18 protein-coding genes are annotated in these 19098 nt (G+C 64.9%); 2 read left to right on the plus strand and 16 right to left on the minus strand.

The window, feature by feature from the left end; genetic code table 11:
* Nucleotides 1-4: 4 nt before the first annotated feature.
* The gene (locus ASD71_RS18485; protein WP_056322046.1) at nt 5-289 is read right to left on the minus strand and encodes a DUF1330 domain-containing protein; all 285 of its coding nucleotides are present in this window, start codon (nt 287-289) and stop codon (nt 5-7) included.
* A gap of 203 nt (nt 290-492) precedes the next feature.
* On the minus strand, nt 493-2145 hold the full coding sequence (locus tag ASD71_RS18490; protein WP_056567903.1) for a CTP synthase: 1653 nt from the start codon (nt 2143-2145) through the stop codon (nt 493-495).
* Nucleotides 2146-2365: 220 nt separating this feature from the next.
* Here ASD71_RS18490 and ASD71_RS18495 point away from each other — a divergent pair, with 220 nt between their 5' ends.
* The gene (locus ASD71_RS18495) at nt 2366-3364 is read left to right on the plus strand and encodes a hypothetical protein (protein ID WP_056567906.1); all 999 of its coding nucleotides are present in this window, start codon (nt 2366-2368) and stop codon (nt 3362-3364) included.
* An 89-nt stretch (nt 3365-3453) separates the two neighbouring features.
* Here the strand turns inward: ASD71_RS18495 and ASD71_RS18500 are convergent, their stop codons facing one another.
* From ASD71_RS18500 to ASD71_RS18540, 9 genes are all read right to left on the minus strand, one after another.
* Nucleotides 3454-5244: an aminopeptidase P family protein gene (locus ASD71_RS18500; RefSeq protein ID WP_056567909.1), complete on the minus strand. Its 1791-nt coding sequence runs from the start codon at nt 5242-5244 to the stop codon at nt 3454-3456.
* 14 nt (nt 5245-5258) lie between these two features.
* Nucleotides 5259-6092: a M55 family metallopeptidase gene (locus tag ASD71_RS18505; RefSeq protein ID WP_056567910.1), complete on the minus strand. Its 834-nt coding sequence runs from the start codon at nt 6090-6092 to the stop codon at nt 5259-5261.
* A 19-nt stretch (nt 6093-6111) separates the two neighbouring features.
* Nucleotides 6112-7206 carry a P1 family peptidase gene (locus tag ASD71_RS18510; protein ID WP_056567913.1) on the minus strand — a complete coding sequence of 365 codons (1095 nt, stop codon included), beginning with the start codon at nt 7204-7206 and terminating at the stop codon, nt 6112-6114.
* A 146-nt stretch (nt 7207-7352) separates the two neighbouring features.
* The gene (gene gsiD / locus ASD71_RS18515) at nt 7353-8252 is read right to left on the minus strand and encodes a glutathione ABC transporter permease GsiD (protein ID WP_056567915.1); all 900 of its coding nucleotides are present in this window, start codon (nt 8250-8252) and stop codon (nt 7353-7355) included.
* A 7-nt stretch (nt 8253-8259) separates the two neighbouring features.
* Nucleotides 8260-9180: a glutathione ABC transporter permease GsiC gene (gene gsiC / locus ASD71_RS18520; protein WP_056567918.1), complete on the minus strand. Its 921-nt coding sequence runs from the start codon at nt 9178-9180 to the stop codon at nt 8260-8262.
* An 89-nt stretch (nt 9181-9269) separates the two neighbouring features.
* Complete coding sequence (gsiB, locus tag ASD71_RS18525; RefSeq protein WP_056567921.1) at nt 9270-10823, minus strand: glutathione ABC transporter substrate-binding protein GsiB; 1554 nt, start codon at nt 10821-10823, stop codon at nt 9270-9272.
* A gap of 37 nt (nt 10824-10860) precedes the next feature.
* Nucleotides 10861-12747, minus strand: coding sequence for a dipeptide ABC transporter ATP-binding protein (locus ASD71_RS18530; protein ID WP_056567924.1), 1887 nt, complete (start codon nt 12745-12747; stop codon nt 10861-10863).
* Between the two features lie 44 nt (nt 12748-12791).
* Nucleotides 12792-13772: an isoaspartyl peptidase/L-asparaginase family protein gene (locus ASD71_RS18535; RefSeq protein ID WP_056567927.1), complete on the minus strand. Its 981-nt coding sequence runs from the start codon at nt 13770-13772 to the stop codon at nt 12792-12794.
* Nucleotides 13769-14644, minus strand: coding sequence for a MurR/RpiR family transcriptional regulator (locus tag ASD71_RS18540; protein WP_056567930.1), 876 nt, complete (start codon nt 14642-14644; stop codon nt 13769-13771). Before ASD71_RS18540 ends, ASD71_RS18535 begins: the two co-directional genes overlap by 4 nt.
* A 201-nt stretch (nt 14645-14845) precedes the next feature.
* Between ASD71_RS18540 and ASD71_RS18545 the strand changes: the two genes are divergently transcribed.
* Entirely contained in the window at nt 14846-15307 is a 462-nt protein-coding gene (locus ASD71_RS18545; protein ID WP_056567933.1) for a GNAT family N-acetyltransferase, read from the plus strand.
* A 30-nt stretch (nt 15308-15337) separates the two neighbouring features.
* On the opposite strand, the gene ASD71_RS18550 is transcribed toward ASD71_RS18545, so the two are convergent.
* The 5 genes from ASD71_RS18550 to ASD71_RS18570 form a co-directional block, all read right to left on the minus strand.
* Entirely contained in the window at nt 15338-15745 is a 408-nt protein-coding gene (locus tag ASD71_RS18550) for a hypothetical protein (RefSeq protein WP_056567936.1), read from the minus strand.
* On the minus strand, nt 15721-16737 hold the full coding sequence (locus ASD71_RS18555; RefSeq protein WP_056567939.1) for a PAAR domain-containing protein: 1017 nt from the start codon (nt 16735-16737) through the stop codon (nt 15721-15723). Before ASD71_RS18555 ends, ASD71_RS18550 begins: the two co-directional genes overlap by 25 nt.
* A gap of 216 nt (nt 16738-16953) precedes the next feature.
* A complete protein-coding gene (locus ASD71_RS18560; RefSeq protein ID WP_056567942.1) occupies nt 16954-17607 on the minus strand; it encodes a CoA transferase subunit B in 654 nt (217 codons plus the stop codon).
* Between the two features lie 12 nt (nt 17608-17619).
* On the minus strand, nt 17620-18318 hold the full coding sequence (locus ASD71_RS18565) for a CoA transferase subunit A (RefSeq protein ID WP_056567945.1): 699 nt from the start codon (nt 18316-18318) through the stop codon (nt 17620-17622).
* A gap of 300 nt (nt 18319-18618) precedes the next feature.
* Entirely contained in the window at nt 18619-19071 is a 453-nt protein-coding gene (locus ASD71_RS18570; RefSeq protein ID WP_105237823.1) for a thioesterase family protein, read from the minus strand.
* Nucleotides 19072-19098: the final 27 nt, after the last annotated feature.

Here is a 19098-nt window from a genome sequence, read left to right on the forward strand (position 1 = left end):
GACTTTACATTCCCTGAACGATAAACATATTCATGACGGCCGCGCCTTCGCGGGCATTGCGGGCACGGCGGTACTGCCAGGAGTCGTAGAACGCCTGCGCCGCAGCCATGGACGGAAATTCCATGACCACGGTGCGGCCGGGTTCACGCCCCTCAAGGTGCTTGGATTCGCCGCCGCGCACCAGGATCTTGGCATCGTACGCGCGCATGGCGAGCGTGGACAGACGCTTGTAGTCCTCGTACTGCGCGGGCTTGGTCACTTTGACGTCGGCGATGAGATAAGCACTCATGGGGTTCCTTCAGAGCAGTTGCGTTGATGGGGGGCTGACGCCGGATACGGCGCCGCCGCCAGTGTCGCGCAAGGCGCACGGGCGACGCATATCCGATGCTAATCGGTTGTATCCGAAAGAAGCGCCGCCGTATAGGGCGGCGCTGGGGAATCGGCCCGCGGCCCCGAGGATCCGCTTACGGAACTCAGGACCGCGGACACGCATCAGGCCTCCTGGCCGCGGCGAGCCTTCTGCTCGATGGCGGCGCGGATGTAGCTGGAGAACAGCGGATGGCCGTCGCGCGGGGTGGACGTGAACTCCGGGTGGAACTGAACGCCGACGAACCACGGGTGGTTGGGCAGTTCCATCATTTCGGGCAGGTTCTCGGTCGGCGTGCGGGCGCTGATCACCATGCCGGATTCTTCCAGGCGCGGCACGTAGACGTTGTTGACCTCGTAGCGATGGCGGTGACGTTCGTTCACTTCGTCGCCGTAGATGGTCTGCGCGCGGGTGCCGGCCTTGATCGGCACGCGTTGCGCGCCCTTGCGCATGGTGCCGCCCAGGTCGGACGAGTTGTCGCGCTTTTCGACCTTGCCTTCGCGGTCCATCCATTCGGTGATGAGTGCAACCACCGGGTGCGGTGCGGACGGGTCGAATTCCGTGCTGTTGGCGCCGCCCAGACCGGCGACGTGACGGGCGAATTCGATGACCGCCAGCTGCATGCCCAGGCAGATGCCCAGGTACGGCACGCCGTTTTCACGGGCGTAGCGGATGGCGGCGATCTTGCCCTCGGTGCCGCGCTTGCCGAAGCCGCCCGGAACCAGAATGGCGTCCAGGTGCTTCAACTGGTCGGTGCCGCGGGTTTCGATGTCTTCCGAGTCGATGTACTCGATGTTGATCTTCGAGCGCGTGTGGATGCCGGCGTGAACCAGGGCTTCCGTCAGCGATTTGTACGACTCGGTCAGGTCGACGTACTTGCCGACCATGCCGATGGTGAGCTGGTGCTCGGGATGTTCCAGCGCCTCGACCAGGTTGTCCCACATGGACAGATCGGCCGGCGGCGGGGTCAGGCCCAGGGCTTCGCAGACGATGTTGTCCACGCCTTGCTTGTGCAGCATGGCGGGAATCTTGTAGATGGAGTCGGCGTCCCAGACGGAAATGACCGCGTCCAGGGGCACGTTCGAGAACATCGAGATCTTGGCGCGCTCGTCGTCCGGAATGCGGCGGTCGGCGCGGCACAGCAGTGCGTTCGGGTAGATGCCGATTTCGCGCAGCTTCTGCACCGAGTGCTGCGTGGGCTTGGTCTTCAGTTCGCCGGCGGAGGCGATGAAGGGCACGAGCGTCAGGTGCACGAAGGCCGCGTTGTTGCGGCCCATGCGCAGGCTCATCTGGCGGGCGGCCTCGAGGAACGGCAGCGACTCGATGTCGCCGACCGTGCCGCCGATTTCGACGATGGCAACGTCGGTGTTGCCATTCCAGCCGGCTTCGGCGCCACGGGCGATGAAGTCCTGGATTTCATTCGTGATGTGGGGAATCACCTGGACAGTCTTGCCCAGATAGTCGCCACGGCGCTCCTTGCGCAGCACGGATTCGTAAATCTGGCCGGTGGTGAAGTTGTTCACCTTGTGCATGCGAGCTGAAATGAAGCGCTCGTAGTGGCCCAGGTCCAGGTCGGTTTCGGCGCCGTCTTCAGTGACGAACACTTCACCGTGCTGGAAGGGGCTCATCGTGCCCGGATCGACGTTGATGTAGGGGTCGAGCTTCAGCATGGTGACCTGCAAACCACGCGACTCGAGGATGGCAGCAAGCGACGCAGCGGCGATGCCCTTGCCCAGGGAAGACACCACACCGCCGGTGACAAATACGTATTTGGTCATCGTAATGAGCACCCGGGACGAGCGGGCGCGTGCGGGAAATTTGGATTATAGCCGGGCGGCGCGACTTGTTTGGGTTTTCCCCTAGCACCGTGCGGGTAACAATTGGCTGCACTCGGCAAGGACCTTGCATGAGCCCTGCGGGGCGGCCGTGCTATGGTCGCACCCTATTTTTGAACCGCGGCCCTCACGGCCGCGCCCTCCGTCCTTTGCCCTTGCGCTGATGACCGACTCTTCCCGTCCCGCCTATTCCCTTGCCTGGCGCATCGCTGTCGCCGCCGTTCTGCTGCGGCTGGCCTATACCGTGCTGGTGCAGGCCTACACGTTGATGACGCCGTTGCCTTACGGCGATCAGATCCGCGCAAGCTACATGCAGCCGCCGGTGCTGGCCCCGCTGCTGGCCACCCTGGCGTCGACCCTGCTGGTCGTGGGCCTGACCGCCTGGTGCACGACGCGCCACTGGCTCGCCCGGCACGATGCCGCGACCGTGAATCAGCCCGGCAGGATGCTGGCTACGTTCCTGGCCCTGCAGGCGCTCTACACGCTGTGCCTGTCCAGCGGCGTAGGCATTGCGCAGAACGTGCTCATGATTGGCACGCTCAAGGGCGGCTCCTGGCTCGAGGAAGCGTTCGGCCTGGGCATCGTGGGCCGGTCAATCGCCATCAACGTGATGATCCGCGCCGTCACGATCGTGCTGGAGGTCATCGGCATCTGGCTGGCGCTGCGCATTGCCGCATGGACGGCAGGGCCCGCCGGCCCCGGCGCCGGCGTCACGCTGACGCGGCGGCATGTGGCATGGATCTGCGGCCTGACCGTCCTGATCTGGCAGACCAGCGTCTCCATCATGCTCGGCGGCTTTTTGCAGATGCAGACGCTGGAAGCGGGATGGGCCGAGTACGCGCTGGGCTATTGGGTGTTGCCCATCGTGCTGCTGGCGCTGGTCACGCTCGTGTGCCTGAAGGTGCTGCCCCGCCCGTTTGAACGTCCCGGCATCGGCCGCGCCGTCGCGCTGGGCAGCCTTGCGTTCTGGTTCGCCCAGGTGTTGGGCCTCGGCTTGGGGTTCGTCGTCCTCAAGTCCATGACCTGGGACCAGTTGGCATGGGCCGCCCAATCGCCGGCGGCCGCCGCCTTGGTGCTGCTGGCCTACGGCGCGTTGCTGTCGCTGGGTTGCCTCGTGGCCGCGCGCATGCTCCACCGCAATCAAGGCGAGTCCGCACAATAGCCCCCAGCGGCGCGCCATGAAAAAAAGGCCACGGCGTCATGCGCCGTGGCCTTTTGCATTGCGCCGGCGCCGCCGGCAATGCCGCTATGTCAGATCGCCGCGCAACGCAGCGTCAGCCACGCCAGCGCCTCGCCCTCAACCAGCGGCGACAGTCGCTCGAACACCGTCTTGTGATAGTCGTTCAACCAGTCGATCTCGTCCTCGCGCATCAGCGAGGGCTCGATGCAGCGCGTGTCGATCGGGCACATCGTCAGCGTCTCGAAGCAGAGGAATTCACCCAGTTCCGAGGTCAGCCAGCTGCGGTTGGCGACCAGGTTCTCAATACGCACACCCCAGCGGCCCGGGCGGTAGATGCCCGGCTCGTTCGACGTGATCATGCCCGGTTCCATGGCCGTGTGCGGGCCCGGCATCGCGCGGTACGAGATGACCTGCGGGCCTTCGTGCACGTTCAGGAAATAGCCCACGCCGTGACCCGTACCGTGGCCGTATTCCGCGCCGCCTTCCCAGATGGGTGCGCGCGCGATGGCGTCCAGCATGGGCGACGGCGTGCCGCGCGGGAACGACGCGCGCGACAGCGCGATCATGCCCTTGAGCACCAGCGTGAAATCGACCTTCTGGTCCGCGCTGGGCGTGCCCACCGCAACCACGCGCGTGATGTCGGTGGTGCCGCCCCGGTACTGGCCGCCCGAGTCGATGAGCAGCAGGCCGTCGCCTTCGATCGTGGCGTGCGATTCGGGCGTGGCGCGGTAATGCGGCATGGCGCCATTGGCATTGAAGCCGGCAATGGTGGCGAAGCTGGGGCAGACGTAGGCGGGACGGCGCGCGCGGGCGGCCGTGATCTGCTCGTCGATGGTCAGCTCGGTGATGGTTTCCTTGCCCAGCGCGCCTTCGAACCAGGCGAAGAATTCGCACAGCGCGGCGCCGTCCTGCGCCATCGCCTGGCGCACGTTGGCAAGCTCCGCGTCGGTCTTGCGCGACTTGAGCAGCGTGGACGGGTTGATGGCTTCCACGCGCGGCACGGCGGGGTCCATGACATGGAACACGCCGCAGGTGACGCGGGCCGGATCGATCAGCAGCTTCTGGTCCTGTTCCAGCGAGGCCAGCGCGTCCGCCGCCTGGGCATAGTCCGCCACTTCGACGCCGTCGGCGGCCAGGATGGCGCGCAGGGCGTCATCGATCTTTCCGCCGGCAACGAAGAGCGTGGCGTGGTCCAGACCCAGCAGCGCGTGCGCGACGAAGACCGGGTTGTAATCCACGTCCGCGCCACGCAGGTTGAACAGCCAGGCGATGTCGTCGAGCGTCGAAATGAAATGCACATCGGCGCCGTGCTTGCGCATGGCGTCGCGCACCTGGGCCAGTTTGTCGGCACGGGTCACGCAGGCTTCGGGCGCCACGTGTTCGTAGATTCTGGCGTCCGGCAGGCCCGCGCGATCGGTCCAGACCTCGTCCAGCAGGTCTTCGCGGATTTCCAGCACGGCGCCGGACGTGGCCGCGGCGGCGGACAAGGCGCGGAAGGCGCCCAGGCCCAGCACCTGTCCATCGACCCCGATGACGTCGCCCGCGCCGGTATTGGCGGCCAGCCAGTCGACGTGCCCCGGCGTCGTGGCCAGCGCGATCTTCATCAACTGCACGCCGGTGCCGGCAAGCTGCGCTTCGGCCTGCACCCAGTAACGGCTATCCACCCACAGGCCGGCGAAGTCCGCCGTCACCACCAGCGTGCCCACCGAGCCCGTAAAGCCCGACAGCCAGCGCCGCCCCTGCCAGCGGGACGGCAGGTATTCGGACAGGTGCGGGTCCGAGGAAGGAACGACATAGGCGGTCAGACCGCGGCGGCTCATGGCCTGCCGCAATTGGGCAATACGGGCGTCGGTGCTAGACATGAGAGATGGGATCCTTAGCGCAACATGAAAGACATGGCGCCCAGGCTGTTCAGCGTACGGATGGCGGACTGCATGCTATCCGTGGTGAATCGCAAGGTGACGCCGTCCACGCGTTCGAGCGTGGGCCACATGCAGAACAGGTCGGCCAGCGCCGCGCTCTGCGTCTGCAACCGGCATTCTATAGGCGCGGGAATGACGAAAGGAACGGCTTTCTTGTCGCCGCCCCGTTTGAAATTGCGCACGGCGGTTTCGGCAGCCGCGGCAATCGCGCGGCGCGACGCGGCGGGCGACAGGGTGACGCCACTGCCCTGCCCGTGCGCGACCTTGGTCTGCACCCACTCGGCGCCGGGGAAGGTGTCGCGGGTTTCTTCGATGAACACGTCGTCGCCGGTGCCCAGGATAACGGGCACGCCCAATTCACCGGCCAGCGCGCCGTACAGGCCCGCTTCGCCCAGTTCCATGCCGTTGATGACGACGCGCGCGAACGCGAAGCTGTTGATCGTGTGGGCCAGAATGCCGCGCCCTTGCGAGCGCGAGTGGTAGCCGATCATGAAGACGGCGTCGCACGCCTCTTCCAGCCCGCCCATCATGCCCAGGTAACGCGGCTTGCCCAGCACCAGGCGGGCGCGCTCGTCCAGGCCGTCGGGCAGCAGGTTGCGAAAGCCCCCGTGCGAATCGTTGACCAGAATCTCTTCAGCGCCGCCCGCGATGGCGCCCTGCACGGCCGCGTTGGCCTCGGCCGTCATCCAGGCGCGGGCGCGCTCGTATTCGCCGTTGCCGGCGCGGACCTGCTCGGGGTGAAAGACGCCGGCGACGCCTTCGATATCGGTGGAAATCAGGATCTTCATGAGTGGGCCTTCAGGATATTCAGAATTCGGTATCGGACAGCCACTGGCGCCAGTCGGGCGCGGCGTGGCGGATGGAATCGCGGTGATGGCCGTCGCGTCCGGTCACGCCCTCGGCGTGCCACAGCGCGGCGATGATGGCCTGTTCGCAGGCTTCGGCGGCGGCCTCGAACAGCGGATCGATGCGGGCCTCGTGCAGCATCGCGATCGCGGGCATGGCCGATTCGGCCAGTTGCGGAATCGTGTATGCCGTGGAAAACGCCAGCGCAATGTCGCCGCTGCCGTGGCCAAACACCGAGCCGGTGCGCGCCAGCCCCGCGCCAGCGCGCAGCGACAGACGGCGCAACTGACGCGAATCCAGCGGCGCATCGGTGGCCACCAGCAGGATGATCGAGCCCTTCTCGGGCGCGATCACGGCGTTCTCGCCTTGCTGCGCAAGCCCTTGGTCGAGCTGGCTCGCCAGGCGGCGGCCGAACGGCCTGCCCGCCACCGTCAGGTTGGGCAGGCGGCCGAAATTCGACAGCACCAGCGCCCCCACGGTGTACTGCGGTCCGTCCTTGATCTGCACGACGCGCGAGGCCGAGCCGATGCCGCCCTTGAACGAGAAACTGGACATGCCCCGGCCGGCGCCCACGGCGCCCTGCGCGAACTGCTTGCCCGCGGCGGCCAGCGCCTCGCCGTAATGCGATTCCTGAACCGCCATCGCCTGGATGTCGTTCAGGTAGCCGTCGTTGCACTCGAAGACCAGCGGGTTCACGGTGGCCATGCCGCGGCCGATGCCGGGGTTGGCCGCGACCGCCGCGCGGATCTGCGCATTGGCCACGGTGCCCACCCCGAACGTGTTGGTCAGTCCGATCGGCGTCTCCAGCACGCCCAGTTCCTGCACCTGAACCAGGCCCGTGCTCTTGCCGAAGCCGTTCAACACGGTGGCAGCGGCCGGCGTCTTGTCCAGAAAGAGATCGCCGCCGTGCGGGCGCACGACCGTCACGCCGGTCTGCAGCGGACCCTCGGCCAGCGTGCAATGGCCGACGGTGACGTCGCCCACGTCGCAGATCGAGTCCAGCGGCCCCGGCGGCAGCACGCCGATACGGGGAATGTCCAGCGCTTGTTTGTCCATGTTCGTCTACGTGTCGCCACGCTCCAGAATGCAAAACGCCGCCACCCTGGGTCCGGGACACGCGCTGGCAAGCGCGTGGCGGACGGAGGCGGCGGCGGAAAAATCGCCCTCCACGCCGGCCCTCGCAAGAAGGCCCGGCGGCAGGTTTACTTGCGGTCGATCTTGGGATCGAGCGCGTCGCGCAGGCCGTCGCCCAGCAGGTTGAACGCCAGCACCGTCAGGAAGATCGCCAGCGCCGGGAAGATCGCGACGTGCGGTGCGATAACCATGTCGGCGCGCGCTTCGTTCAGCATCGCGCCCCACTCCGGCGTGGGAGGCGATGCGCCCATGCCCAGGAACGACAGGCTGGCCGCGGTGATGATCGAGGTGCCGATCCGCATCGTGCCGTACACCACGATCGGCGAGATCGTGCCGGGCAGGATGTGGCGCATGATGATCGTCCAGTCGGACGCCCCCACGCTCTTGACGGCTTCGACGTAGGTCATCTGCTTGATCGACAGCGTGTTGCCGCGCACCAGGCGGGCAAACGCGGGCACGCTGAACACGGCGACGGCCACGATCACGTTGACCATGCTGGATCCCAGGATGGCAACCACGCCGATGGCCAGCAGCATGCCGGGGAAGGCCAGCAGCACGTCGGAGATGCGCATCGTGATGCGTTCCCACCAGCCTTCGTAGTAGCCGGCCATCAGGCCCATGAACGTGCCGACGATGGCGCCCATGGCGACCGACAGGAAGCCGGCGGCCAGCGAGATGCGCGCGCCCATGATGATGCGGCTGAAGATGTCGCGGCCCAGCGAATCCACGCCCAGCCAGTGCGTCAGCGACGGGCTGGCATTCAGCGCGTCGTAGTCGAAGAAGTTCTCCGGGTCGTACGGCACGATCCACGGCGCGAAGACCGCAACGATGACCAGCAGCAGGACGAAGAGGCCCGCGCCGACGGCAAGCTTCTGCTTCTTGAACTTGCGCCAGAACTCGGTGGCGGGCGTGCGCACGTCGTTCTTGGGGACGGCGGCGATGGTCGCGGCGGGTGTCGTATTGCTCATGGCCGCCTCACTTGTAACGGATGCTGGGATTGATGACGCCATACAGCACGTCGACAATCAGGTTGATCAGGATGAATTCCAGCGAGAACAGCAGCACGAGGCCCTGGATCACCGGATAGTCGCGCTGGGTCACGGCGTCCACCAGCAGGCGGCCGAGGCCGGGCCAGTTGAACACGGTCTCGACCACGATCGAGCCGCCCAGGAGGAACCCGAACTGCAGGCCCATCATGGTCACGACGGGAATCAGCGCGTTGCGAAGCGCGTGCTTGATGATCACGCGGCGCTCGGACAAGCCCTTGGCGCGGGCGGTGCGCACAAAGTCTTCCTGCACGACTTCCACAAACGAGGCCCGCGTGAAACGCGCCATCACGGCGGCCACGGCGGCGCCCAGCGTGATGGAAGGAAGAATGTAGTGTTGCCAGGTCGACGCGCCCACGGTGGGGAGCCAGCCCAGGTTCACCGAGAAAATCTGCATCAGCATCATGCCCAGCGCAAACGCGGGGAACGAGATGCCGGACACCGCCAGCGTCATGCCAAGACGGTCGGGCCAGCGATTGCGCCATACGGCCGACACGATGCCGATGATCATGCCGAAGCCGACTGACCACACCATGCTCGCAAGGGTGAGCCACAGGGTGGGCATGAAGCGCTCGGCGATTTCGGTCGAGACGGGGCGCTTGGTGCGCAGCGAGGTCCCGAGGTCGCCCTGCAGCATGTGGCTGAAGTAGCGCACGAACTGCTGCGGCAGGGGCAGATCCAGCCCAAGTTCCTTGCGCACGAGCTCGACGGTTTGCTGGTCGGCCTCGGGGCCAGCGGCCAGCCGCGCCGGGTCGCCCGGAAGCATGTGCACAAACAGGAACACGACCACCGCTACCAGCAGCAGCGTGGGGATCATGCCCAAAAGACGTTTGACGATGTAGGTCAGCATTGAAATTCCTGCAACATCGGCGGGGACACCGCGTCCCCGCCGTATGTGGCCTTACAAGGGCCCGAAGGCCCCGAGAGTTACTGCTTGGTTTACTGCTTCAGGTCGATGTCGCCGAACCAGAACGAGGTGTCCGGTTCCACGTACACGCCCGACAGGTTCTTCGACTTGACGTACAGGTTGTTCTGGGTCACCAGGAAGGCCCACGGGGCGTCCTTCCAGATGGTTTCCTGAACGTTCTTGTAGATCTCGGTCTTCTTCTCGCGGTCCGTCGTGGCCAGCGCTTGCTGGACGCCTTCGTCAACCGTCTTGTTCGAGTAGTACGACACGTTGTTCAGCACCGGCGGGAACGCGGCCGTGGTCAGCAGCGGACGCAGGCCCCAGTCGGCTTCACCGGTCGAGGACGACCAGCCGGCGTAGTACATGCGGACCTTGGCGTCTTCAGGCTTTTGCACCTGTTGGACGCGCTGCACGCGCTGGCCGGATTCCAGAACTTCGACGGAAACCTTGATGCCGACCTGGGCGAGCTGCTGCTGCAGGAACTGAACGACCTTCACCGAGGTGCCGTCGTTATAGGCGGACCACAGCGTGCTTTCGAAGCCGTTGGGGTAGCCGGCTTCGGCCAGCAGGGCCTTGGCCTTCTTGATGTCGTAGGGCCATGCGCCGATCTTGTGCGCATAGTCCACGCCTTGCGGCACGACGCCGTCGATGACGGTGGCGTAGCCCGAGAACGCGACCTTGGCCAGGGCGTCCTTGTTGATGGCGTAGTTGATGGCTTCACGCACCTTGACGTTGTCGAACGGCTTTTGCTGCGTGTTCATCGACAGGTAGCGGGCCATGATCGAGTTCTTGTGATCGACCACGTCCAGCTTTTCGTTCTTCTTCAGCACGGCGGCCTGCTCGAACGGCACCGGGAAGGCGAAGTGCGCTTCACCCGTCTGCACCACGGCGGCGCGGGTGTTGTTGTCGGTGACGGTGCGGAAGGTCAGCGTGTCGACCTTCGGGTAGCCCTTCTTCCAGTAACCGTCGAACTTCTTGACCTTCAGGTATTCAGCCGGCTTCCATTCGACGAATTCGAACGGGCCCGTGCCGACCGGGTGAAAGCCGATTTCCTTGCCGTACTTGGCCAGGGCAGCGGGCGAGATCATCATGGCGGCCGGGTGGGCCAGCGCGTTGATGAACGCCGAGAACGGCTTCTTCAGCGTGATCTTGACGGTCATCGGATCGACCACTTCGGTCTTCTCGATGACGCTGAACTGGATGTAGCGCGACAGGCGGTTGTCCGGGTTGGCCGGACGATCGAAGTTGATCTTGACCGCTTCGGCGTTGAAGTCGGTGCCGTCGTGGAACTTCACGCCGGGACGCAGCTTGAACGTGTAGACCAGGCCGTCTTCGCTGACCGTGTAGTCGGTCGCCAGGACCTTCTGCACCTTCAGGTCCTTGTCGAACTCGAACAGGCCTTCGTAGTAGGCCTTGCCAGCCGCCTGGTTCAGCGTGCTGTTGGTGTTGTAGGGATCAAGCGTTTCCAGCGCGATGGAAACGGCGAACGTCACGTCCTTGGCGGCATGGGCCATCGGCGCGGCGAGCACGCCGAAGGCCAGCGCGGCAGCGGCCATCAGCTTGGTGGGGCGCAGAACTTTCATCATTGCAACTCCTGGTTCCAAAAAAAGGTCAACTACTGAGTCAATACGCGCCGCCGACGGGATGGCGGGCTACAAAATGATCCGTACCGACCTGCACCAGCGGCTGCACCACCGGTTCGTCGTTCAGTTTGCGGATCGGGCTGGGGATTTCATCGGACAGCAAGGTGCGCTTCAGGTGACGGCGCGCCGGATCGGCGATCGGCACGGCCGACATCAGCTTCTTGGTGTAGGGATGCTGGGGATTCTCGAAGATCGCGCGGCGCGGACCGATCTCGACGATCTGGCCCAGGTACATCACCGCCACGCGGTGGCTGACGCGTTCGACCACGGCCATGTCGTGCGAGATGAACAGGAACGAAATGCCCATGTCGCGCTGCAGGTCGATCAGCAGGTTCACGATCTGCGCCTGGATCGACACGTCCAGGGCCGACACGGATTCGTCCGCAATCACGACCTTCGGGTTCAGGGCCAGGGCGCGCGCAATGCAGATGCGCTGGCGCTGGCCGCCCGAGAATTCGTGCGGGTAGCGCTGCGCCATTTCCGGCGGCAGGCCCACGCGCTCGAGCAGTTCGGCAACGCGGCGCTCGGCATCCTTGCCCTTGGCCACGCCGTGCACGAGCAGCGGCTCCATGATCGAGAAGCCCACGGTCACGCGCGGATCCAGCGATGCAAACGGGTCCTGGAACACGAACTGAATGTCGCGGCGCAGGGATTGCAGTTCGGTGTTCTTCAGACGCACGATGTCGCGGCCGCCAAAGCGGATCTCGCCGCCCTGGCTTTCGACCAGGCGCAGCAGCGAGCGGCCGGTCGTGGACTTGCCGCAGCCGGATTCGCCGACCAGCGACAGGGTCTCGCCGGGGAACAGGTCGAAGCTGACCTTTTCCACGGCGTGCACACGGCGCTGCACGCGGCTCAGGATGCCGCCGCGCAGGTCAAAACGCGTCACCAGGTTGCGCACGCTCAGGATGGGTTCGCGCTTGGCGTTGGGCACTTCCTGCGTGCTGACGGCGCCGGGTTCGGCCACGGGCTGGGCCTGGCCTTCGACCTGCAGCAGCGGGAAGCGCGCGGGCAGGTCCGTGCCCTGCATGGCGCCCAGCTTCGGCACCGCCGACAGCAGCGCCTTCGTGTAGCTGTGCCGGGGCGCGGCGAACACCTGGTCCGACGGGCCTTCCTCGACCTTGTCGCCGCGGAACATGACCAGCACGCGGTCGGCCACTTCGGCCACCACGCCCATGTCGTGGGTGATGAACACCACGCCCATGTGCATCTCTTCCTGAAGCTGGCGGATGAGTTGCAGGATCTGCGCCTGGATGGTCACGTCCAGTGCGGTGGTCGGCTCGTCGGCGATCAGCAGCGCCGGCTTGCAGGCCAGCGCCATGGCGATCATGACGCGCTGGCGCATGCCGCCCGACAGTTGATGCGGGTAGCGGTCCAGCACCGATTTGGCTTCGGGAATGCGGACCTGTTCCAGCATGCGCAGCGCTTCGGCGCGCGCCGAGGCGCTGTCCATGCCCTGGTGCTCGCGGATCGATTCGGCGATCTGATCGCCGGCCGTGAACACCGGGTTCAAGGAGGTCATCGGCTCCTGGAAAATCATTGCCATGTCGGCGCCGCGCACGTCGCGCATGACGCGCTGGCTGGAATTGGCCAGGTCGATCACGGAACCGTTGCGGCGGCGCAGGGCCATGCGACCCTGGGCGATGCGCCCGCCGCCATGTTCCACCAGACGCATCAGCGCCAGCGACGTCACCGATTTGCCCGAACCCGATTCACCCACGATGGCCAGGGTCTCGCCCCGGTCCACATGGAACGACAGGTTGCGCACGGCTTCGACCGTCCGCTCGGAACCCACGAAGCGCACCGTCAGGTCGTCGACCTGGACCACGCGGTTATCCGGCAGCGCCAGGCTGTTTGCGCGATCAACCATCTCTTCTCATTCCCAAAATAAATACTGATCCAAACCGCCGCCGCTCATCGGTAGATGGCGGTTACCGGCTTCTCGCCAACGCGGGCGTAACCCCGGTACATGCCTTCCGTGTTGAACGGCAAGGCCACATTGCCCTGGGCGTCGACGGCCACCAGGCCGCCCTTGCCGCCGATGGTGGGCAGTTTTTCCATCACGACGCGGTCCGCCGCTGCTTCCAGCGAGGCGCCGCAGTATTCCATCTGGGCCGCCACGTCGTACGCGGCAACCATGCGAATGAACATTTCGCCCGTGCCCGTGGTGGACACGGCGCAGGTCTTGTTGCTGGCATAGGTGCCGGCGCCGATCAGGGGCGCATCGCCCACGCGGCCGACCTGCTTGTTGGTGATGCCGCCAGTGGAGGTGGCGGCGGCCAGATTGCCCTGCGCATCGACAGCCACGGCGCCCACAGTGCCGAACTTCTTGTCGGCGTCCAGCGGGTCGGCGGGCGCGGGCTGGCCGCGCGCGACCATGGCCTGGCCGTCGTGATCCAGCACGGCGGCGTCCGGCGTCTCGCGCTGCACGCGCAACAGTTGCTCGCGGCGGGCTTCGGTCGAAAAGTACGACGGGTCGACAAGCTCCAGCCCTTCCTGGGTGGCGAACGCTTCCGCGCCCTCGCCCACGAAGAACACGTGCTTGCTGTTTTCCATGACCTTGCGCGCGGCAAAGATCGGGTTGCGCACGCGGTTCACGTTGGCGATGGCGCCCGAACGCAGCGTGGCGCCGTCCATGATGGCGGCGTCCAGCTCATGGGTGCCGGCGCTGGTGAACACGGCGCCGTGGCCGGCGTTGAACAGCGGGCAATCCTCGAGCAGGCGCACGGCCTCGGTGACGGCGTCCAGGGCGCTGCCGCCCTTGGCCAGCACGGCTTGGCCGGCGGTCAGGATGGACTCCAGGGCCGCCAGGTATTCCTGTTCTTTCTCGGGAGACATGGCCGCGCGGGACATCGCGCCGGCGCCGCCGTGAATGGCAATCACGGGCTGAATCATCGTTTACCTACTCCATGTATGAGCCACGGCATGACGGACTGGGTCACCCCAGCGGCGGCCGCGACGGAATTTTTGGCGCGATAGGCCACCGCCGCGGACAGGGCTTCGATGAGCCCGAGCGCGGCGGTTTCAGAATTGGGAATGAGCTGGCGCGCCGAGAACGCATACAGCACGACGGATGCCGTGGGCGCCAGCGGCGACGTGGGCTTGTCCGTCAGCACCAGCACCGGCACGCCGGCCTGCTTGGCCGCGCCGGCCAGCGTCACGGTGTCGGCGAGATAACGCGGAAAGCCGATGGCGATCACCAGGTCTTTGCTGGTCATGCGCGACATCTGCCGCGCCGCGTGCGATACGCCCCCGGGACCGGCCAGCGATTCGACCGAATGCAGATGCATGCACAGGCCGCGCTGCAGGAGGCCCGCGAGGAACCCGCTGGCGCCGAAACCGATGATGAAGACGCGTTCGGCGGCCAGGATCGTGTCGACCGCCTTTTCACAGGCGTCCGAATCCAGGGCCTGCAGGTTGCGCTGCGCGTTGCGGATGTCTTCTTCGAGCGTCGCGGCGAAGATCTGGACGGCGCTGGCGGAATGCGCCAGTTCAGTGCGCAGCTTTTCGACGGGTTCCAGCGCGGCTTCGAAACCCCGGGCCAGTTCGGCGCGGAACTGCGGGTAGCCCGGCAGATCCAGGGCGCGCGCAAAGCGGTTGGCCGTGGCGACCGACACGCCCACCGCCGCGGCGAACTCGTCGATGGTCATGGTGGCGGCGCGGAACTGGTGCGCCAGCACGTACTCGGCCATCTTGTGCTGGGTCCGGCTCAGCGCGGGCTGGGCCCGGGCGATCCGATCAGCGATCGTAATGGCGGACTTGGTCATCGAACAGCGTGGTGGAATTCAGACGGCGGGTTTATGTAAATCTGTTTACACACAAATTTTAGTTAAGAAAATAGATTTTCATACTAAGGGTATACCCGTGAATAGATGTAACAGTCCGGATCTAAAATCGGGGCCGGGTTGCGTTACCCTTGGTGCCCTTACAGAATTGCCCACCTTGTCCCGCTATCTGGAATGACCCGCATGACGCCCGCCTGGACCTGCAAGCCCCACGCCGACCTGACCCCTGCCGAGCTTTACGCCATCCTGCGGCTGCGCTCCGAGGTATTCGTGGTGGAACAGCACTGCGTGTTTCTGGACATGGACGGCAAGGACCTGCAGGGGCAGACGCATCACCTGATGGCGAGGCACGAGGGCGAGCTGGTGGCCTATTGCCGCCTGCTGGAGCCGGCCCTGAACGACGGCCGCGCCATCATCGGCCGGGTGATCACCGCCCCCGCCGCCCGCGGCACCGGGCTGGGCCATGAACTGATGCGTCGCGCCAAGGAAGAAGTGCAGCGGTTGTGGCCGGATCAGCCGGTCTATCTGGGCGCGCAGGCGCGGCTCAAGGGCTATTACGGCGGCCACGGCTTTGTGCCGGTCACTGAGGAATACATGGAGGATGGCATCCCGCATGTGGGGATGCTGCTGAGTGAATCGGCCTGAACCGCCGAAACACATTCGGCGGTCACCGCGTCAGCCGCCGGGCTCAAGAAACCGCGCAAAGAAGCCTTGGCGGATCTCCGTACGATCGATTTTTCCGCCCGCGGCGACGTAAACATCGATTCGGCTAAACGGCTTCGAGATCTCCAGGGCGTCGCCCTTTTCGCGAGGGAACGAGATCAACATCCACATATCCGATGCCGGAAACATCGCGGTCGGTGACGAAACAGACTGCCCCGGCGTAAGAAGAAATCGGGTCGTGTCGTGATTGTCGTTGAAGAAGACAAGAAGCTCAGCCTGTGCATCCTGCGCATAGTGCAATGCGACCACCGGCCGGCAGAAGTACAGGAACAGCACCCAGATTATTGGCGCCGCACATAGAAGGATTGCGGCCCATCTGACCGCACGGCGCGACGTCAATTTCTCGGTTCTCTTCTGCATGTGTGCGGTTCTTTCGCGACGTCCTTTCCATACCCCCAGGGCAAAGGCACCGCGCTGACGCGTTGGAGAAGGATGCCTGCGGTCAGTTCGTGAGGCTTGGTCGCCCGGTATAGATCGATTCCCAGCTTGATGGAAATGTGATCCGTCACGTCGTCCGCGCTCGCCGGCCATGGGCCGTTCTGCGGGTGATTTTGTTGGGGTTTCCGCTTCCAGACATCAAGCGCGGCCTGTGCCAAGCCCGCCCCCTTGATTAGCTCGGCAGCGGTAAATCCTAGTGCAATACCGACGTATCCGAAGTGGATGTTGGACCAGATGTCAAAGTAGTAGTCAAAGTCGCCGTACTTTTGCCAGCCGATATTGAAATGTTCGCCCAGCATCTGCCGCAATGCAGGCTTGTGGTCCCAGGGGCGGTTCGGCCCGATGATATCCGCGAAGAGCGCGTACGCGTGCAACTTTTTCTCGGCCAGCAATTGCGCGTAGGTGTGCCGTCCTGAGAGCTTCATGTACCACGGAGCACGCTCCCAGTCTTCGTTGTACGCCTTTAAGTCGTAATGGTTGGCATCATGGATCTCGCGCCCCTGCCTGGAGAAGGGATTGGTTTTCATCTCCCGTACGATGAACTCAGCCAGCGGCACAGCCGTGTCGGCATGGGTGCAGCCGGGCTCGCGAAGGCTGTTGGCCAACAGACCGGCGTTGGGAGATGCACGCGCAACATCACCCGGACCGGGATCCAGCACTGCAATGTCCTGACTGGCGATCAGCGTAGCGCCGCAGGCTGTCTTCATGCCTTCAATTGCCACAAGGCCACCATCGACGACGAAGCTGGAAACACCTTCGACGATGGGATACGTGCCCTTGCATTGCGGACAGGCCACCAAGTGGCCCATGCCCGCAGCGGCCCTGCCCTCGATCGTGTACTGGGGGAATCCCTGCGTCACGGTCCCCCCGTGCGATGTCTTGTCACCGATTCGAACAACGGCGCGTCCTGCCATGCTGCGGCTCCTGACATTTTTCGGGTGCGCTTGAGTCTACGTATCGCAGACCGCCACTCAATAAGAAAAGTCGGAAACCACAGTCGTGAACTGGCCAGCCTTTGACAGCGCGAGGCGATTGGCGGACAGTCCCCTCGCCACGCAAAAAGACCCCCGAAGGCCGGATCTCGTCCAACCTTCGGGGGTCAGTTCATGCGGGGTGAAGCGGAGTGCGGCCTACTGCACCGCAGACACGTCCAGCTTAGCCGCCGTCTTGGACTTGATTTCGTCCACCGTCACGCCAGGCGCCGTTTCCAGCAGCTTCAGGCCGTTTTCGGTGACTTCCATCACGCCCAGGTCGGTGATGATGAGGTCCACCACGCCCACGCCGGTCAGCGGCAGGTTGCATTCGGGCAGCAGCTTGATGTCTTCCGAGCCGTCCTTCTTCTTAGCCACGTGTTCCATCAGCACGACCACGCGGCCAACGCCGGCCACCAGGTCCATTGCGCCGCCCATGCCCTTGACCATCTTGCCCGGGATCATCCAGTTGGCCAGGTCGCCCTTTTCGGAGACCTGCATCGCGCCCAGGATCGCCAGGTTGATCTTGCCGCCGCGGATCATCGCAAACGAGTCGGCCGACGAGAAGATCGACGAGCCCGGCAGCGTCGTGACCGTCTGCTTGCCGGCGTTGATGAGGTCGGCGTCGACCTGATCGTCGGTGGGGAACGGGCCGATGCCCAGCAGGCCGTTTTCGGATTGCAGCCACACTTCCACGCCCGCGGGGACGTGGTTGGCGACCAGCGTGGGCAGGCCGATGCCCAGGTTCACATAAAAGCCGTCTTGCAGCTCGCGCGCGGCGCGTGCCGCCATTTCATCGCGGGACCATGCCATGTCGTCTTCTCCTTAGGCCGGGCGAGTGGTGCGTTGTTCGATGCGCTTTTCGGGCGTGGCGTTCACCACGATCCGTTGCACATAGATGCCGGGCAGGTGGATCTGATCCGGGTCCAGGCTGCCGGTGTCGACGATCTGTTCGACTTCGACGACCGTGAACTTGCCCGCCATGGCGACGTTCGGATTGAAGTTGCGCGCGGTCTTGCGGAACACCAGGTTGCCGCTGCGGTCGGCGATGTGCGCCTTGACCAGCGACACGTCCGGCACCAGCGAACGTTCCATCACGTACTGATGCCCGTCGAACTCACGGATTTCCTTGCCATCGGCCACGATGGTGCCGACGCCGGTGCGGGTGAAGAATGCCGGAATGCCGGCGCCCCCGGCGCGCAGCTTTTCGGCCAGCGTGCCCTGCGGCGTGAATTCAAGCTCGAGCTCGCCCGACAGGTACTGGCGTTCGAATTCCTTGTTCTCGCCGACGTAGGACGCGATCATCTTGCGCACCTGACGCGTGTTGAGCAGTTGGCCCAGGCCAAATCCGTCGACGCCCGCGTTGTTGCTGATGCAGGTGAGATCCTTGACGCCCGAATCGCGCAGCGCGGCGATCAGCGCCTCGGGGATACCGCACAGGCCGAAACCGCCCACGGCGATCATCTGACCGTCCTTGACGATGCCTGCCAGCGCCTCCTGGGCGCTTGCATAAACCTTGTCCATCGCTCCAACTCCTAGTTAAGGTCTAAACAAAGTGAGCCCGTCCCGCCGCTACCCGGTTTGCCGTCAGGCTTACGCGGGTCCCGGAAAAATCGGGAATGCGGGACAGGCCCTGTCTTTCCTTGGGGCGCGGCTGTTGGCGGCAGCTACGCGGGCATCGCGGCGAGGCCCGATTTCCGTGAAGCGGCGGCGCCGAGGGTGGCGCGCCCTCATTGCTTTTCTGATTTTGCGCTAGATTTTACCGGCATGACCGGCCAAAGCACGCGCTATTTTGGCCGGTGCGCGACCCGCGGCCGCGCGCGCTCACTGGGCCGGCGTGAACTGCGTGGCCATCTGCGCCAGGACTTCGGGCGGCCACGGCGCGGACGTATTGGCCACGTAATCCATCCATACCAGCACGTTTCGGCCGCGCGCGTAGGGGCCGGCGTCGTCGCCAACCTTATCGAGCAACAGCTCAAATTCGGCGCTGGAGCGGCCGATGCGCGTCACCTTGTGGGTCACGCGGACAGTGGCCGGATACGTCAGCGGACGCAGGAAATCGCACGACGCGTGCGCCAGGATCGCGCCATCGTCGGCCGGCAGCTTGAAGCCCGCGTTATACAGAATCTGCATGCGGGCCTCTTCCATGAGGCGGAAATACAGCGTGTTGTTCAGATGGTTCAAGGCGTCTGAATCGCCCCAGCGCAAAGGCAATTCGAGCTGATGGGTGTCGCCCACCGAAAGCAGCCGCGCAGACAGGTTGTCCGGGTTCACCAATAACTCCTGAAGGCTAAAAGAAATGCG

This window comes from Achromobacter sp. Root565 (genome assembly GCF_001427425.1).
Lineage (GTDB): Bacteria > Pseudomonadota > Gammaproteobacteria > Burkholderiales > Burkholderiaceae_B > Achromobacter > Achromobacter spanius_D.

Excerpts from the sequence above, each read along its gene's own strand:
- ASD71_RS18485 (WP_056322046.1), bottom strand. The coding sequence starts at position 289 with ATGAGTGCTTATCTCATCGCCGACGTCAAAGTGACCAAGCCCGCGCAG.
- ASD71_RS18490 (WP_056567903.1), bottom strand. The coding sequence starts at position 2,145 with ATGACCAAATACGTATTTGTCACCGGCGGTGTGGTGTCTTCCCTGGGC.
- ASD71_RS18495 (WP_056567906.1), top strand. The coding sequence starts at position 2,366 with ATGACCGACTCTTCCCGTCCCGCCTATTCCCTTGCCTGGCGCATCGCT.
- ASD71_RS18500 (WP_056567909.1), bottom strand. The coding sequence starts at position 5,244 with ATGTCTAGCACCGACGCCCGTATTGCCCAATTGCGGCAGGCCATGAGC.
- ASD71_RS18505 (WP_056567910.1), bottom strand. The coding sequence starts at position 6,092 with ATGAAGATCCTGATTTCCACCGATATCGAAGGCGTCGCCGGCGTCTTT.
- ASD71_RS18510 (WP_056567913.1), bottom strand. The coding sequence starts at position 7,206 with ATGGACAAACAAGCGCTGGACATTCCCCGTATCGGCGTGCTGCCGCCG.
- gsiD (WP_056567915.1), bottom strand. The coding sequence starts at position 8,252 with ATGAGCAATACGACACCCGCCGCGACCATCGCCGCCGTCCCCAAGAAC.
- gsiC (WP_056567918.1), bottom strand. The coding sequence starts at position 9,180 with ATGCTGACCTACATCGTCAAACGTCTTTTGGGCATGATCCCCACGCTG.
- gsiB (WP_056567921.1), bottom strand. The coding sequence starts at position 10,823 with ATGATGAAAGTTCTGCGCCCCACCAAGCTGATGGCCGCTGCCGCGCTG.
- ASD71_RS18530 (WP_056567924.1), bottom strand. The coding sequence starts at position 12,747 with ATGGTTGATCGCGCAAACAGCCTGGCGCTGCCGGATAACCGCGTGGTC.
- ASD71_RS18535 (WP_056567927.1), bottom strand. The coding sequence starts at position 13,772 with ATGATTCAGCCCGTGATTGCCATTCACGGCGGCGCCGGCGCGATGTCC.
- ASD71_RS18540 (WP_056567930.1), bottom strand. The coding sequence starts at position 14,644 with ATGACCAAGTCCGCCATTACGATCGCTGATCGGATCGCCCGGGCCCAG.
- ASD71_RS18545 (WP_056567933.1), top strand. The coding sequence starts at position 14,846 with ATGACGCCCGCCTGGACCTGCAAGCCCCACGCCGACCTGACCCCTGCC.
- ASD71_RS18550 (WP_056567936.1), bottom strand. The coding sequence starts at position 15,745 with ATGCAGAAGAGAACCGAGAAATTGACGTCGCGCCGTGCGGTCAGATGG.
- ASD71_RS18555 (WP_056567939.1), bottom strand. The coding sequence starts at position 16,737 with ATGGCAGGACGCGCCGTTGTTCGAATCGGTGACAAGACATCGCACGGG.
- ASD71_RS18560 (WP_056567942.1), bottom strand. The coding sequence starts at position 17,607 with ATGGCATGGTCCCGCGATGAAATGGCGGCACGCGCCGCGCGCGAGCTG.
- ASD71_RS18565 (WP_056567945.1), bottom strand. The coding sequence starts at position 18,318 with ATGGACAAGGTTTATGCAAGCGCCCAGGAGGCGCTGGCAGGCATCGTC.